Here is a 14,941-nt window from a genome sequence, read left to right on the forward strand (position 1 = left end):
CTCCCCTTAAGAAAGAGAAAGGCAGCACGATGACAAGCTCACTAGGAACCTCTGACCGCCCGGACGCACGACGGGCACGAGTGGTTGTCGCCGCGATGATGGTCGCGTTGATCGCACTGGCTAGTGGGCTGATGTCGGCCACCAGCGCAGCGGCGCATGGCGGGCCCTTCGAGCTGCACGTTTCCAGTGACGCGGCGGGCGGCATCGCCCTCTACGCGACCTACCTTGAAGACGGCCATATCGTGACCGAGGTGATGGACCCGGTCGCGATGGCGATGTCTGCCGAAGGAGAAATGGTCGGCCCCATCGCGCTGATCTCCTCAGCCGAGGGAGAAGGCCGCTGGGTCTCCGAAGAGCCCTTCCTGGACAACGGCGACTGGACCGTCGACGTCACCACCACCGAGCCCGGCGAGGCCGCCGCGACCATCGAGTTCACGGTTGAGCCCCTCGAGGCGCCTATCGAGCCGCAACCCATCGAAGCCTCTACCGACGCCTCTGCGACCCCCGCGGCAGACGCCGACGGGCAGGACCAGAACGGTTCCACCGGGATGTCCACACTAGCCATCGCGGCACTCATCGCCGGCGCGGCACTCATCATCGCAGCACTCGTAATCTTCCTCCGAAAGCGCGCAACACCGACCAGCTAACCAACGGGGTCCAGACGCCCCGGTCAGGAAACCTCGATCGCCACATTCCACTCGGCGATCGAGCCCGGCGCTTCCGTGCCGGGTGAGGCCTCGGTGAGGGTGAACGAGCCGTTCCTGCGTAACGCACGGTTGGCGAGGTTGGAGGTCCCCGAATGGCGCTTGGTCGCACCCGCTGGGCCGATTCCGTTGTCTCTCACCGTGATGCTCAGCCGGCTGTCCGTGCACGCGACGCTCACCCACGCCGCACTCGCGCGAGCGTGGCGGGCAACGTTCGAGAGCAGCTCGCGAGTCACGGCGACGGCGTCGTCCGCGAGTGACTGGTCCGCAGCCACCGCGTCGGCGACGTCGTCCCACGGCGCCTCCACGACGGGGGAGAAGCCCAGCGTCTCGCCCGCCAGCACTATCTCGCGGATCAGTCGCGTGGAGAGGGGCTCGGCGCTTCGCCCGACCGCGAGAGTGCTCATCACCCCGCGCACCTCGAACTGGGCGCGACGGACGTGCTCCAACGTCGCGCCCAGCCGCCGTGCCACCTCGGGACTCGCGTCCTGGCTGATGCTCTCAAGCTGGATCGAGGTGGCAAACAGCTCCTGCGACACGAAGTCGTGCAGGTCGTCCGCGAGGCGCTGGCTCTCGTCGTTGAGCTTGGATACGCGCTTCATATGGGCTATCTCAGCCAGTCCCAGCGCGACCGCCGCGTTGGTGGCGAACCGCTGCGCTGTGGCGAGGTCCCTTTCGCCGAACTCTCGCTCGCCGGTCTCGCGCCACAGCATGAGGAGACCGACCGTGCGGTCGCCCGCACGCAGCGGAGCGTACATCGCTGGCCCAAAGTCCCTAATTGCCTTGAGCACATAGGTGCCAGGCGGTATGGACGCGACTAGTCCCACCCCGCTACGGACGGTCATCATCGCGTGCCCGTCGTCGGGCAGTTCGAGGCCCAGGAGGTGATCGGCTTGCGGGCCTGAGGTGAACTCCATGACCCACTTGTCCGCGACGCCGGGGAGCGCAAGCGCAGCGTGCGTGGCGCCGGCGATTCCGGTGGCCGAATTGAGGATCATCGTGAAGACGGACTCGTCCTCAGGGTCGGACAGGAGCGCGGTCACGATGGCGTTGGAGGCCTCGAGCCAGGCCTGTCGTTCCACCGTCTGGTGATACATCTGCGCGTTGTCGATCGCGACGGAGGCCGCGGCGGCAAGCGCCCGCACCACCCGGCCATCGGCCTCGTTGAAGCCGCCGCTCTTATTCGCGAGGTACAGATAGCCGAACGTCTTGTCACGTACACGGAGCCGCGTCCCGAGAAAGGCACCCAGCGGAGGGTGACCCTCCGGAAGGCCAAGGAAGGCGGGATGCTCGCTGAGTTCCTCGACGACGAGAATGTCGTCCCGCGGGATCACATGCAACACCCCTACGCCGTCGGGGGCGCGTCCGATGCGCTCCCAGACCGAGTCGTCCATGCCGGCGTATTGGAACTCGATGCTGCGGTCGTTGGCGTCGAGCCTGTTAATGGCGGAATACTGGGCGCCGGTCAGTTGCAGCGACGCGTCGACAATCTCCGCAAGCACGGCCGCGAGCGAGTGCTTGGCATTGAGGGCGACGATGGCATGCGTGAGCGCATCGATCGCGGGGATCGGCTGGTCAGGCATCTAGGTCCACCACTTGGTCGGCGCGGTCGAGGAGGTCGAGGTCGTGGGTCACCACAACAACGGTACGCCCCTGAGCTCTCATCTCATCCAAGACCGCTCTAAGCGCGTCGCGTCCAGCCCTATCGAGGTGCTCGCCGGGTTCGTCGATCAGGTGTACTCGTGCAGGCGTCACGAGCACGCGAGCAAGCAGCAGACGCCGCCGTTCGCCGCCGGACACGGAGTCGCCACCCGAGCCGAGCAGCGTGTCGATGCCGTCGGGTAGGCCCTTGACCCACGCGGTCAGTCCCACCGTCTGGAGCGCGGCCGCAGCCTGGTCCGCGGTGAGGTCGCCCCTGGCCACGCGCAAATTCTCCAGCACCGAGGTGCCGAACACGTGCGCGTCCTCGGCCGTCATTGCGACTACCGTGCCGGTGTCGGATTCGGTCGCCCGCTTGCCGTCCAGCAACACCTCGCCCTGGATCGGCGCAAGCGCGCCGGCAAGGGTCAGCAGCATGGTTGTCTTGCCGGTGCCCGACCGTCCGACGATTCCCAGGCTGGTGCCGGGCTCTACCCGCACGGTCACGGGGCGGGTGGGAATCGATGCGCTGTGATCCCTGCTGGCCGGCCAACCGACCGATAACCCATGGATAACAAGAGCGGGAGTCGCGGCTGCAGCGGTGACGGAGGCCGCATCGCGGAACGGTGCGGTCTCAGGCGACGCGGAGCCAGAGTCGCTCGTCATGGCTCGCACGCGCCGTGCCGCGAATCGCGACCTGAAGTACTGGCTCATGGCGGTGGGGACTGCGCCCACTGCCTCGAACGCCGCGAGGGGAGTGAGGGCGACTACCGCAGCGCCGGGACCACTGAGGTTCCCGGCGGCGGCGGCGCTGACGCCGATGGCGAGTCCGAGGACGAGCGCCGCGCCAGCTGCGAGGGACTGTAACCCGGCGGCGAACGCGGCGGGCGAGGCTGCAGCATCGGCCGCGTCCTCGGCCTCCTTGTTGGCCGACTCAAGTTCGTCGTGAACGGCTCCCGAGGTGTCCCACACGCGGTGCTCGGACGCTGCCTCGAGGGAGGAATGAACCACGGTGGTGACTCGCGCCTGCGCCGCACCGCCGCGCTCGGCGGCTATTCGCGACGCGCGTGCGGTCAGGATCCCGGGTAGGAGCGCCGCAAGGACGAGGCAGGTTGCCAGCGTGGCCGCTGCGAGAAGCGAGAAGTATCCGACGACCGCGACCGCCAGCGCGGACACGGTGAGGGCCACCCACGCGGGAATGATCGCGCGCACCACCGCGTCGCCGATCGCGTCGAGGTCGGCGCCAAGGCGCGCGATGATGTCGCCGCGCCGCAAGCCCATAATGGTCCGAGCACCCGAGGAGGCCAGCGCCTTGTAGGTACGTTCGCGCAGGGCGACCACGCCACGCAGCGCGGCATCGTGACTCGCGAGGCGCTCGAGGTACCTAAAGAACCCGCGGCTGATGCCAAAGAATCGGACGATGGTGGCCGCCAGCGCAATATCCGCGGGGGAGGGCATCTCCGCGGCCTTGGCGATCAGCCACGCGGCGACCGCGGCGAGACCAACCGCGGAGCCCAGCGACATCGTTCCGAGCGCGACGGCCTTGACGACCTGCCAGCGACGGATCTCGGTGTCGCGAAGCGCCTCGCGCAGCGCGGTCACGATTCCACCTGCGCGTGCGGGCGGATCGCGTCGCGCACGTCCACCACGACGTCTGCCGCGTCGATCATCTCGACCTCGTGAGTCGCCACCACCACGGTGGCGCCGCCCTGTGCGGCGGCACGGATTTGTTCGATGACCTCCGCGCGCGACTGGGAGTCGAGGTGCGCGGTGGGTTCGTCGAGCACCAGCACCGGGCGTCCTGACGCGAAGGCGCGGTCGAGCGCGCGGCGCTGGCGCTGTCCCAGACTCAGTGTCCGGCCTGCGGGTCCCAGGTCGGGTCGCTGGGGGACCCACGCGCACTGCGAGCTCCACGCGATGCGTTCGACGCTCTCGCTCGGGCTGGCGAGCAGCTGCAGGGAAGGCGTGTCGCCCGACGGGGCGGCCGCATCCGCGGAGATCGTGCCCAGGTCGGGGGCTAGCAGCCCCACCAACGCCATGAGCGCGGTCGACTTCCCCTCGCCATTGCTGCCGCGCAGCACGGTGACGCTTCCCGGCTGGGCGTCGAAGCTGAGCGCCGCCGGCGCCCAACGCCGTCGGTCGGGTGTTTCCACCGCGAGATCTCGTACCGAGAGGTTGACGCCGCGCAGTGCGGGCGCCGCTCCCAGGGTCTCCGTCTGCGGACTAGGCGCGCGGGCGTCCAAAATCTCAAACGCCGCGTCGGCGGCGGCGAGGCCGTCCGCCGAGGCGTGGAAGTGAGTGCCCACGTTGCGCAGCGGCAGGTAGACCTCCGGTGCCAGAACCAGAACGACCAGCGCGGTCTCGATGCCGATGCCGCCCGCGATGAGCCGGAATCCCATGGTGACCGCCACGAGGGCGACGGCCAGCGTGGTCAAGAGCTCGAGCACCATGCCGGACAGGAACGCGACGCGCAGAGAACTCATCGTCGCCGCACGGTACGCGTCGCCGAGTTCCCTCACGCGCGCGGCGGGACCCCGCTCGCGACCCAACGCCCGCAGGGTAGGCAGGCCCTCAATCAGGTCGAGGGTGCGCATAGCCAGGCGCTCCATGCTGTCCAGGTGGCGAGCCGAGCGCTCACGCGTCAGCAGGCCTACCAGGATCATGAAGACGGGCACCAGGGGCAGCGTGACCGCGATGATGACCGCGGAGAGCCAGTCGAGGCCAAGGACCACAATCAGCATGAGTGGCGTGACCGTGGCCGCCAGCATCAGCTGCGGGAGGTAGCGCACAAAGTAGGGGAGTAGGTTCTCAAGTCCGCGGGTGACGACGGTGGTGACCGAGGCACCCTCGCCCTGGGCGATCCAGCGCGGCCCTAGGCTCGCGGCGTGGTCGACTACCTGCGTGCGAATGTCGCTGATGACGCGGACGCCCGCCCGATGCGCGAGTCGTTCCTGCAGCCAGGTGACCGAGGCGCGCGCCACCACCACCACGGTGAGCCAGGTGAGACCCACCGCGAGGGTGCGCGTGCCCTCCGGGACTAGCCGTCCCCACCAACCTAGGCCGTCCTCGGTCAGCGGTTCCGGCGCTAGCACCGGGGCCAGCAGGCGCGCGATGAGTAGCGCCTGCGCCAGGATCAGCAACGCGGTCACGGCACCCAGGATTGCCGTGACGATCACGTACCGGCGCGCGGGTCCAATCTTGCCAATGAGTCGCGGATCGAAGGGGCGCATAAGCCCCTAGTCCTTGGCGAAGGTGAGCTCGTTGTGCTCGGGAATGTGGTCAGAGTGGATGCGCTTGTGGAACACCCAGTACGACCAGCTCTGGTAGAGCAGCACTACAGGCAGCATGAAGACCGCGAACCAGGTCATCACCGTCAGTGCATAGGACGTCGACGAGGCGTTGTAGACCGTCAGCGAGTTGGCTGCGTCGTTGCTAGCGGGCATCACATCGGGGAACATCGAACCGAAGATCAGCGCTGCGGCTCCGACGATGGCCACGGCATTGGCGGTGAAGGCCTTGCCGTTGTGTCCTTGCAAGGAGAATCTCCAGACAAGCACCAGGCCCACGGCTGCGGCGACGATGGGGATCCAGGTCCATGCCACATCGGAGTAGGCGAGCTGTGCCCAGATTGCCCACACCGCAGTGACCACTAGCGCGACGGGCGCGAACCGCACGGCCAGCTTCTGTGCACGTTCGCGCACGATGCCGTCCGTCTTGAGTGCCAAGAACACCGAACCGTGCGTCAGGAACAGCAGCAGCGTAACCGCGCCACCCAGCAGCGCGAACGGGCTGAGGAACGTGAAGAAGTTGCCGATGAACTCGTGGTCGGAGTCGAGCGGCACGCCGCGGACCAGGTTGGCGAAGGCCACCCCCCACAGGATTGACGGCACCCACGCGGTGACGATGATCGCGCGGTCCCAGTTGGTGCGCCATCGGGGGTCGTTGATCTTGGCGCGATACTCGATTGCGACGGCGCGCAGGATGAGCGCTAGCAGGATAAAGAGCAACGGCAGGTAAAAGCCGCTAAACATACTCGCGTACCACTGCGGGAAGGCGGCGAACGTACATCCGCCGGCCGCGAGCAGCCACACCTCGTTGCCGTCCCAGACGGGCCCGATGGTGTTGAGCGCGACTCGGCGTTCAGCGTTGTTCTTGCCGACTACCGGCATGAGCATGGCGACGCCGAAGTCGAAACCCTCGAGGACCAGGTACCCGGTCCACAGGAATGCGATGACGAGAAACCAGACGGTGGTGAGTTCCATAATGTCTCCTTATGCCTTCCGCCGCCGACTCAGTACGCGAACGACATCGGCTTGTCAGCCTCGTCGTCCGAGTCATCCGGCGGGGGTGCGATGACAGGCGCGCCTTCGCTGGCGTAGCGCTTCTGCAGTCGGAACCAGAACACGCCCAAAATCGCGTAGAGCACTCCGAAGCCAATGATCGAGGTCCATACCTCCCCGGCGCTCACCGACGCGGAGTTTCCAAACATCGTCATCAGCAGAATTTGATCATTCCCTGTGGGGTTAGGCGCGACGACGAATGGTTGGCGGCCCATCTCGGTAAAGATCCAGCCGAATGATGCCGCCAAGAACGGCATCGGAATCGTGAACAACGCGAATCGCTTGACGAAGGTGCTGCCGGTGGTGCGCTTGCCGCGGGTCACCCAGAACACTGTCAACGCGAGCAGGATGGAGAAGAACGCGAAGCCGATCATGGCACGGAAGGCCCAGTAGGTCACGAGCAGGTTGGGCTGGTAGACAATGGTCTCGCCCTCGGCGGTCGTGGTGCCGTAGCGCTCCTCGTATGCCGCCTGGGTCTCGGTTAGCCCGGTGACTTCCGCGCTCCAATCGCCCGTGGCGAGCCAGCTCAAAAGGCCGGGAATCACGATGATGTTGTTGACTTCCTCGCAGCTGGTGGTGCCAAAGTGGCCCACCGACAGCACCGAGAATCCGGCCGGTTGCTCGGTGGTGCACAGCGACTCGGCCGCCGCCATCTTGTACGGCTGCTGTTGGAACAGCAACTTGCCTTGCTCGGCACCGGTGTGGAAGACGAGGGCGAAAGCGATCACGATTACAAGCGCGCCGAATCGGGCTGCGGTGCGATACATCATGCGATCCGGGTGCTCGGGGTTCTCGGCGTGCTTGCGGGTGGATTTCACCATCCACCAGGTTCCGATACCGCACACGAAGGTGCCAGCAACAAGGAAGGCGGCCCCGAGTACGTGCGGAATTGCCCACAGTGCGGTGTTGTTAGTCAGCACGGCCCAAATGTCGGTCATCTCCGCGTAACCGGTCTCGGCGTTGAAGTCCGCGCCCACGGGGTGCTGCATCCACGAGTTGGCGGCCAGGATGAAGTAGGCGGACAGCATCGAGCCAATCGAGAAGGCCCAGACGGTCGCGAGGTGGACCTTCTTGGGAAGCCGATCCCATCCGAAGATCCACAGGCCGAGGAATGTCGATTCCAGGAAGAACGCCGCGAGCGTCTCCATCGCAATGGGACCGCCGATGACGTCGCCCACGAAGCGCGAGTACTCGGACCAGTTCATGCCGAACTGGAACTCCTGCACGATTCCGGTCGCAACGCCCAGCGCGAAGTTGATCAGCAGCAGCTTGCCAAAGAACTTGGTGAGCCGAAGCCACTTCTCGTTCCCGGTCCTCACCCACGCGGTCTGCATAATCGCGACCATCGTCGACAAGCCAATCGTGAGCGGCACCAGCATGAAGTGGTAGACGGTCGTGAGGCCGAACTGCCATCGTGCCAAGTCAAGTACGTCCACGGGGGATCCTTTCGGAGGGTGACACTTTTCGCTTTCGTGTCGCCCGCTCACCACCATGGCAGGTGGGGGCTACTCGACGAGGTGGGTAGGGCCCCATTCGCGTTGGCACTGATGCGACGGGTCTAATCTACACGCGACGCCCAGGTTTTGTGGTCAAAGCGAAATTCCGAAAACGGGGCAAATTCCCGCGATTTCCAGCCCAGTTGTGATGAGACCAAGCGCCGTAAGTGACGCGGTAGACAGTAACCGGTGACGGAACTCTCAGTCCTTAGAAAAGGTGAGCTCGTTGTGTTCCGGAATGTCGTGAACGGAGATCCGCTTGCGGAACACCCAATACGTCCAGCTCTGGTAGAGCAGGATCACTGGTACCAGGAACACCGCCACCCACGACATGACGGTGAGGGTGTAGTCAGTGGACGAGGCGTTGTACACCGTCAGGGAGTTAGCAGGGTCGTTGCTGGCAGGCATGACGTCAGGGAACATGGAGCCAAAGATCAGCACTACAGCGGCCGCGATTGCGACCGCGTTGGCGGCGAAGGCCCTGCCGCTTCGGCCCTTAACGGTGAACCACCACACCAGAACCAAGCTCACTGCTGCGCACGCCAAGGGGATCCAGGTCCACGTCACCTCGGAGTAGGCCAGCTGCGCCCAGATCGCCCAGACGGCCGTGACGGCCAACGTGATGGGGGCGAAACGCTTGGCGAGGGACTCTGCGCGTTCGCGCACCACCCCATCCGTTTTGAGCGCGAGGAAGACCGAACCGTGGGTGAGGAACAGGAGCAATGTCACAGCCCCGCCCAGCAGGGCAAAGGGGCTGAGCAACGTCATGAGGTTGCCGATGAACTGGTGATCGGCATCGAGAGGGACGCCGCGCACCAGGTTGGCGAAGGCCACGCCCCAGAGGATTGACGGCACCCACGCGGTGATGATGATTGCGCGGTCCCAGTTGGTGCGCCATTTGGGGTCGTTGATTTTGGCGCGGTACTCGATGGCGACGGCGCGCACGATGAGCGCAACCAGAATGATCAGCAGTGGAATGTAGAAGCCGCTGAACATGGTGGCGTACCACTCGGGGAAGGCGGCGAAGGTGGCCCCGCCGGCGGTGAGGAGCCACACCTCGTTGCCGTCCCAGACGGGGCCAATGGTGTTGAGCGCGACCCGGCGCTCCCTGTTGTTGCGTCCCACGATCGGCATCAGCATGCCTACGCCAAAGTCGAATCCTTCGAGGACCAGGTAGCCGGTCCACAGGATGGCGATGACGATAAACCAGACGGTCACGAGTTCCATGTCAATGTCTCCTTGAATCCCTGGTCCGGCCTAGTACGCGAACGACATGGGCTTGGTGGTGTCGTTGTCTTCGTCGTCTGACGGTGCCGCGATCACGGGCGCGCCCTCGCTGGCGTAGCGCTTTTGCAGCCGGTACCAGAACACTCCCAGGACCGTATAGACGATCGTGAAGGTGCTCATGGAGAGGATGACCTCGCCCGCGCTGACGGACGTGGAGTACCCGAACATCGTCATCAACATGATCTGGTCGTTCCCGGTGGGATTGGGGGCGACCACGAACGGCTGGCGACCCATCTCCGTGAAGATCCAGCCGAACGATGCGGCCAGGAACGGCATCGGCAGCGACACCAGTGCGAGTGTTTTAAACCAGGTCTTGTCGTACGTGCGCTTCTTGCGGGTGAACCACAGAATCGAAAGCGCCAGTGCTGCCGAGAACACGGCGAGCCCGATCATGAGGCGGAAGGACCAGTAGGTCACGAGGAGATTCGGGCGGTACTCGATGGCTTCGCCGTCGGGCGTGGTGGCACCGTAGCGCTCCGCGTAGATGGTCTGCAGGTCGTTCACCCCCAGCACCTCCGCATTCCAGTCGCCGGTCGCCATGAAGGAAAGCAGGCCCGGCACCTCGATGATGTGCCGCACGGAGTCGGGATCATCGCCGGCAGGGTTGCCGATAGACAGCAGGGAGAGTCCCGCTGGCTGGGCAGTCTCGATCAGGCCCTCGGCGGCGGCCATCTTGATGGGCTGCTGCTCAAACATGAGCTTGGCCTGCAGGTCTCCGGTGATGAGGAGCGCTACTCCCGCGATCATCATCACGTAGGCGCCGATTCGGGCAGCCGAGCGATACATCTGAGCGTCCTCGACCTGTTTGGCGCGCGAGGCCTTGACCATCCACCACACGCCAATCCCGCCCATGAACGTGCCCGCCACCAAGAACGCGGTGGCGATCACGTGCGGGAACGCCACCAGCGTGGTGCTGTTGGTGAGTACCGCCATGATGTCGGTCATCTCCGCGCGGCCAGTCTCTGGGTTGTAGATCGCGCCGACCGGGTGCTGCATCCAGGAGTTCGCTGCGAGGATGAAGTACGCGGAGAGGATCGAACCAATCGAGAAGGCCCACACCGTCGCGAGGTGGACCTTCTTGGGCAACCTGTCCCAACCAAAGATCCACAGCCCCAGGAAGGTCGACTCGAGGAAGAACGCGGCGAGCGCCTCCATCGCCAGCGGGGCACCAAACACGTCGCCCACGAACCGCGAGTATTCAGACCAGTTCATTCCGAACTGGAACTCTTGAACGATTCCCGTCGCCACGCCTAGCGCAAAGTTAATGAGCAGGAGCTTCCCAAAGAACTTGGTGAGCCGTAGCCATTTCTCCTTGCCCGTCACAACCCAAGTGGTCTGCAGAATTGCGACGAGGGTGGACAGCCCGATCGTCAGCGGCACCAACATGAAGTGATAGACGGTGGTGATTCCGAACTGCCATCGGGCCAACTCTAGGGCTTCCAAAACGAGTCCTTTCAGGGAGAATCTGGTGTAAAGGGTAGTTCAGCACTGCAGCGAGGAGGGCCGGACTTTGGTCCCAGATCCGCCCACGGATTCAGTGAGATCATGCGAGCGCGAGTTGACCTGAGGTTCGCGTGAGCGTGAGTTTGCTCGTCGCCGCTAGGGGCCACGCATCGTCGATATCGACGCAATCCGCGCTTTCGCTCGGGCGTGTGTCACAATGGACAACAGGTCAGCACCTAGCCACATCGGGTGCGAACCGCGCGATGTTCGCAGAGACTGAGGAGCAGCCAGTCCCGACAAGGTCCCGCCGGCTACAGCCATTAGCGGAGACACCGGGGGTAGGCGCTTAAGTATTAACTGTGGATATTCGCCGCGACCTGAAGACTTCAGTGGGCACGGGACCGTGACCCATAACCGACAATGATGTCGAGGCGACGTGTGGGTCGTCTCGATCTGAGGTACCCGCTTTGAGCGAGGACAACACTAACCCAGCAGCACCAGCTAGCGCCCTGGTTTTCCAGGCTCCTGAACCCGCGAAGTCGCGGCGAGCTTCGGCGCCAGCCGGGCCGCCCGCATCGTCCGCGGACAAGGCGCCGGCCAAGCCCAAGACGGGCGCCGATGCCGGGGCTAAGGCCCCCAGCAAGTCCGGCGACGGCTCCGGCTCCGAGGACGCTCCCAAGCGCAAGTCTTCCGGCGGCAAGTCCGGCGGCGGCAAGAAGCGCGACACGGCCAAGGGCGAATCCAATTCGGGGGACGCCTCGCAGGACAAGCAGTCGGCCGACGACGCTCCGGCGAGGAAGTCAGGAAGCAGGGGCAAGAAGTCCGACTCTGCGGATTCCTCGCAGAACGACTCGTCCGAGGGCAACGGCCCAGACTCCCGCGATGGCGGCGACTCGGACGACGGTTCGCCGCGTAGGCGCCGCCGTGGCGGCCGTGGGCGCGGGAAGAAGCGTACAGACGGCGCTGACGGAGGCGACTCCGCCTCGGCTAGCGACGGCGACGACTCCTCGCGCAACAACGACAGCGACCGCAATGGCGGCAACGACCGCGATGGCGGCAACGACCGCAACGACCGCAACGGCGACAACGGAAGCGACCGCGGCAACGACGGCACCTCCGGCGACGAAGGCAACGCCAACCGCGGCGGAAACGACAACGGTGGAGACGACGAGTCAGGCGAGGGCGGATCGCGTAGGCGCCGACGCTCACGCAGCGGGCGTAGCTCGCGCTCTGGCGGAAACTCGAACAGCAACTCGGGCGGAAACTCCGGTGGCGGCTCAGGTGGCGGTGACGACCAGCTCCAGGGCTCGACTCGCCTGCAGGCCAAGCGCCAGCGCCGTCGCGACAGCCGCGACGGACAGCGTCGCCGCCCCGTCATCTCCGAGGCCGAGTTCCTGGCCCGCCGCGAATCCGTTAAGCGCTCGATGGTGGTGCGCGAGAAGGACAGCCGCGTGCAGATCGCCGTCATGGAGGATGACGTGCTTGTTGAGCACTACGTCTCCCACCAGGCACAGCAGGCGATGGCCGGCAACGTGTACCTGGGTCGCGTCCAGAACGTGCTGCCCGGCATGGAGGCGGCGTTCATCGACGTAGGACGCGGACGTAACGCGGTGCTCTACGCCGGTGAGGTTAACTGGGACGCAGCCGGAATGGAAGGCAAGCCGCGCCGTATCGAACTCGCGCTCAAGCCCGGCGACACCGTCATGGTGCAGGTGACCAAGGACCCCATCGGTCACAAGGGTGCCCGCGTTACCAGCCAGATTTCGCTCGCCGGACGCTTCCTGGTCTACGTACCGGGCGGCGGGGTGACCGGCATCAGCCGCAAGCTGCCGGATACCGAGCGCGCACGCCTCAAGAAGCTGCTCCGCGAGGTCATCCCGGCTGACGCCGGCGTGATCGTCCGGACCGCCGCCGAGGGGGCTGCAGAGGAAGAGCTGCGCGCCGACGTCGACCGACTGAAGCGTCAGTGGGAGTCCATCGAGAAGGAAGCCAAGACCGGCAAGGCCCCGCAGTTGCTGCGTGGCGAGCCGGACATGGCCATCCGCGTGGTCCGCGACATCTTCAACGAGGACTTTGACTCGCTCACTATTCAGGGCGACGACACCTGGAACTCGCTGAGCGCCTACGTCGGCTCAGTCGCTCCTGACCTGGTCGAGCGCCTGCACAAGTTCACCGGCGACAAGGATGTTTTCTCCGAGTCCCGCATCGACGAGCAGCTTTCCAAGGGCATGGACCGCAAGGTCTGGCTCCCCTCGGGTGGTTCGCTCGTGATCGACCGCACCGAGGCCATGACGGTCGTGGACGTCAACACCGGCAAGTTCGTCGGTAAGGGCGGCACGCTCGAAGAGACCATGACCCTCAACAACCTTGAGGCCGCTGAGGAGATCGTTCGCCAGCTACGGTTGCGCGACATCGGCGGAATCATCGTGATCGACTTTGTCGACATGCTGCTCGAGGCGAACCGGGACCGCGTCCTGCGCCGCATGATCGAGTGCTTGGGGCGCGACCGCACTAAGCACCAGGTTGCCGAGGTGACGTCGCTCGGGCTCGTGCAGATGACGCGCAAGCGCGTCGGCCAGGGACTGGTCGAGGCCTTTTCAGAGACCTGCGAGTGCTGCAAGGGACGAGGCTTCCTGGTCCAGGGCGAGCCGGTCCCCGAGGCGAGCGAGAAGCAGCCTGAGCGCAGTGGCCGTCGCGGCCGCGGTGGCAACAGCACCGGCAACAACTCGGGTGGCAACAACTCCGGCTCCGGCAACTCGGGTGGAGGCAAGCGCAACGAACCGAAGCAGTCCTCACACGAAGAGGAGCCGCACGGCGAGACGCACGCCCTCGACGACCGCGAGGACGCACGCGCAGCAGTCAAGGCGACGCTTGCCTCGATCGCGGCGGCGGCGGAAAAGGCGCACCACTTCGACGAGGATGCGCCTGCCGAAGGCGGCCTGACGTCGGCGGACGTTGAACCTACCGATGCCGTCGTCATCGACATCGTGTTGCCAGAACCAGCCGCGTCGCAAGACGAGGCTCCGGCGGAAGGTGGCGCATCAAACGCCCCCGAATCCGACGGCATGCAGAACCAGCCCAGCGACTCAGCGGCGCCCGCCGAGGAGTCTTCAAACGAAGCAGACGAGCCGAAAGACAAGGACTAGCGAATTGCCTGCCCAGCGGGTTTGACCCGGGGGCATGCGAGGCGGTATCTTTGACAGTCGGCGCGCGAGCGTCCAACCCTGCCTGCGCCCTCCATGGGAACACAGGAGCGGCAGCGGTAGGGAAACAAAGAGACAGACTTTTAAGGAATAGATCATGGTGTACGCGATTGTTAAGGCCGGTGGCCGCCAGGAGAAGGTTTCTGTTGGCACCGTTGTGGTGATGAACCGCATCAAGGCGTCCGAAGGCGACAAGATTGAGCTTCCGGCTCTTCTGCTCGTCGACGGCGAAACCGTTACGACGGACGTCAAGGCACTGTCCAAGGTCAAGGTCACCGCAGAGGTCGTTCGCGACGAGCGCGGTCCCAAGATCGACATCCTGAAGTTCAAGAACAAGACCGGCTACCGCAAGCGCATCGGCCACCGTCAGGAGCTCACGCGCCTGAAGGTCACGGGCATTAAGTAAAGGCGAGGAATAACTCATGGCACACAAAAAGGGCGCGAGTTCCTCGCGCAACGGTCGTGACTCGAACGCTCAGTACCTGGGCGTCAAGCGTTTCGGCGGCGAGGTTGTGAACGCAGGCGAGATCATCCTTCGCCAGCGCGGCACGCACCACCACCCCGGACACAACGTCGGTCGCGGCAAGGACGACACCCTGTTCGCCCTCGCGGCGGGCTCGGTGGCATTCACCAACCGTCGAGGCCGCAAGGTCGTAGACGTGGTGGCGGCCGTCTAACGGACAGCACTTCATTTTTTACGTCAGGGGCGCGCCGAATGGCAGCGCCCCTGACGTGTATCTAGGCTAGAAAGCATGCCGCCGCGGTGATGATCGAATCCGGGCGGGTGCACAACTGCGTACGCGTGGACTCACGCGGCGATTGAGAGGCGA

11 protein-coding genes are annotated in these 14,941 nt (G+C 65.2%); 4 read left to right on the top strand and 7 right to left on the bottom strand.

Translation table 11 applies throughout. From position 1 onward, the window contains the following. Nucleotides 1-29 precede the first annotated feature (29 nt). Complete coding sequence (locus tag ACQU6B_RS04195; RefSeq protein WP_430868791.1) at nt 30-647, top strand: hypothetical protein; 618 nt, start codon at nt 30-32, stop codon at nt 645-647. Nucleotides 648-670: 23 nt separating this feature from the next. Here ACQU6B_RS04195 and ACQU6B_RS04200 read toward each other — a convergent pair whose 3' ends face one another. The 7 genes from ACQU6B_RS04200 to ACQU6B_RS04230 form a co-directional block, all read right to left on the bottom strand. Then, complete coding sequence (locus ACQU6B_RS04200) at nt 671-2,287, bottom strand: sensor histidine kinase (protein ID WP_430868793.1); 1,617 nt, start codon at nt 2,285-2,287, stop codon at nt 671-673. Then, nucleotides 2,280-3,944 (bottom strand): thiol reductant ABC exporter subunit CydC, encoded by a 1,665-nt coding sequence (gene cydC / locus ACQU6B_RS04205; protein WP_430868794.1) that lies wholly within the window; start codon nt 3,942-3,944, stop codon nt 2,280-2,282. Before cydC ends, ACQU6B_RS04200 begins: the two co-directional genes overlap by 8 nt. Beyond that, nucleotides 3,941-5,572 (bottom strand): ABC transporter ATP-binding protein/permease, encoded by a 1,632-nt coding sequence (locus ACQU6B_RS04210; RefSeq protein ID WP_430868795.1) that lies wholly within the window; start codon nt 5,570-5,572, stop codon nt 3,941-3,943. The genes cydC and ACQU6B_RS04210 overlap by 4 nt, the downstream gene beginning before the upstream one ends. Before the next feature lie 6 nt (nt 5,573-5,578). Continuing rightward, the gene (cydB, locus tag ACQU6B_RS04215; RefSeq protein ID WP_430868796.1) at nt 5,579-6,604 is read right to left on the bottom strand and encodes a cytochrome d ubiquinol oxidase subunit II; all 1,026 of its coding nucleotides are present in this window, start codon (nt 6,602-6,604) and stop codon (nt 5,579-5,581) included. 29 nt (nt 6,605-6,633) lie between these two features. Then, on the bottom strand, nt 6,634-8,118 hold the full coding sequence (locus ACQU6B_RS04220) for a cytochrome ubiquinol oxidase subunit I (RefSeq protein WP_430868797.1): 1,485 nt from the start codon (nt 8,116-8,118) through the stop codon (nt 6,634-6,636). Nucleotides 8,119-8,379: 261 nt separating this feature from the next. Continuing rightward, nucleotides 8,380-9,405: a cytochrome d ubiquinol oxidase subunit II gene (gene cydB / locus ACQU6B_RS04225; protein ID WP_430868798.1), complete on the bottom strand. Its 1,026-nt coding sequence runs from the start codon at nt 9,403-9,405 to the stop codon at nt 8,380-8,382. A 30-nt stretch (nt 9,406-9,435) separates the two neighbouring features. Next, entirely contained in the window at nt 9,436-10,908 is a 1,473-nt protein-coding gene (locus tag ACQU6B_RS04230) for a cytochrome ubiquinol oxidase subunit I (protein WP_430868799.1), read from the bottom strand. A gap of 467 nt (nt 10,909-11,375) precedes the next feature. Here ACQU6B_RS04230 and ACQU6B_RS04235 point away from each other — a divergent pair, with 467 nt between their 5' ends. The 3 genes from ACQU6B_RS04235 to rpmA all read left to right on the top strand — a co-directional run bounded on the left by ACQU6B_RS04235 (nt 11,376) and on the right by rpmA (nt 14,788). Next, on the top strand, nt 11,376-14,054 hold the full coding sequence (locus tag ACQU6B_RS04235) for an Rne/Rng family ribonuclease (protein WP_430868800.1): 2,679 nt from the start codon (nt 11,376-11,378) through the stop codon (nt 14,052-14,054). Between the two features lie 154 nt (nt 14,055-14,208). After that, nucleotides 14,209-14,517 carry a 50S ribosomal protein L21 gene (gene rplU / locus ACQU6B_RS04240; protein WP_430868801.1) on the top strand — a complete coding sequence of 103 codons (309 nt, stop codon included), beginning with the start codon at nt 14,209-14,211 and terminating at the stop codon, nt 14,515-14,517. A 16-nt stretch (nt 14,518-14,533) separates the two neighbouring features. Further along, the gene (rpmA, locus tag ACQU6B_RS04245; RefSeq protein WP_430868802.1) at nt 14,534-14,788 is read left to right on the top strand and encodes a 50S ribosomal protein L27; all 255 of its coding nucleotides are present in this window, start codon (nt 14,534-14,536) and stop codon (nt 14,786-14,788) included. The last annotated feature ends 153 nt before the right edge of the window (nt 14,789-14,941 follow it).

The sequence above is a fragment of the Demequina aurantiaca genome, from assembly GCF_050598105.1.
Lineage (GTDB): Bacteria > Actinomycetota > Actinomycetes > Actinomycetales > Demequinaceae > Demequina > Demequina aurantiaca_A.

Bases quoted from the DNA above. Each gene is read 5' to 3' on its own strand.
- ACQU6B_RS04195 (WP_430868791.1), top strand. From the start codon at position 30: ATGACAAGCTCACTAGGAACCTCTGACCGCCCGGACGCACGACGGGCA.
- ACQU6B_RS04200 (WP_430868793.1), bottom strand. From the start codon at position 2,287: ATGCCTGACCAGCCGATCCCCGCGATCGATGCGCTCACGCATGCCATC.
- ACQU6B_RS04210 (WP_430868795.1), bottom strand. From the start codon at position 5,572: ATGCGCCCCTTCGATCCGCGACTCATTGGCAAGATTGGACCCGCGCGC.
- cydB (WP_430868796.1), bottom strand. From the start codon at position 6,604: ATGGAACTCACCACCGTCTGGTTTCTCGTCATCGCATTCCTGTGGACC.
- cydB (WP_430868798.1), bottom strand. From the start codon at position 9,405: ATGGAACTCGTGACCGTCTGGTTTATCGTCATCGCCATCCTGTGGACC.
- rplU (WP_430868801.1), top strand. From the start codon at position 14,209: ATGGTGTACGCGATTGTTAAGGCCGGTGGCCGCCAGGAGAAGGTTTCT.
- rpmA (WP_430868802.1), top strand. From the start codon at position 14,534: ATGGCACACAAAAAGGGCGCGAGTTCCTCGCGCAACGGTCGTGACTCG.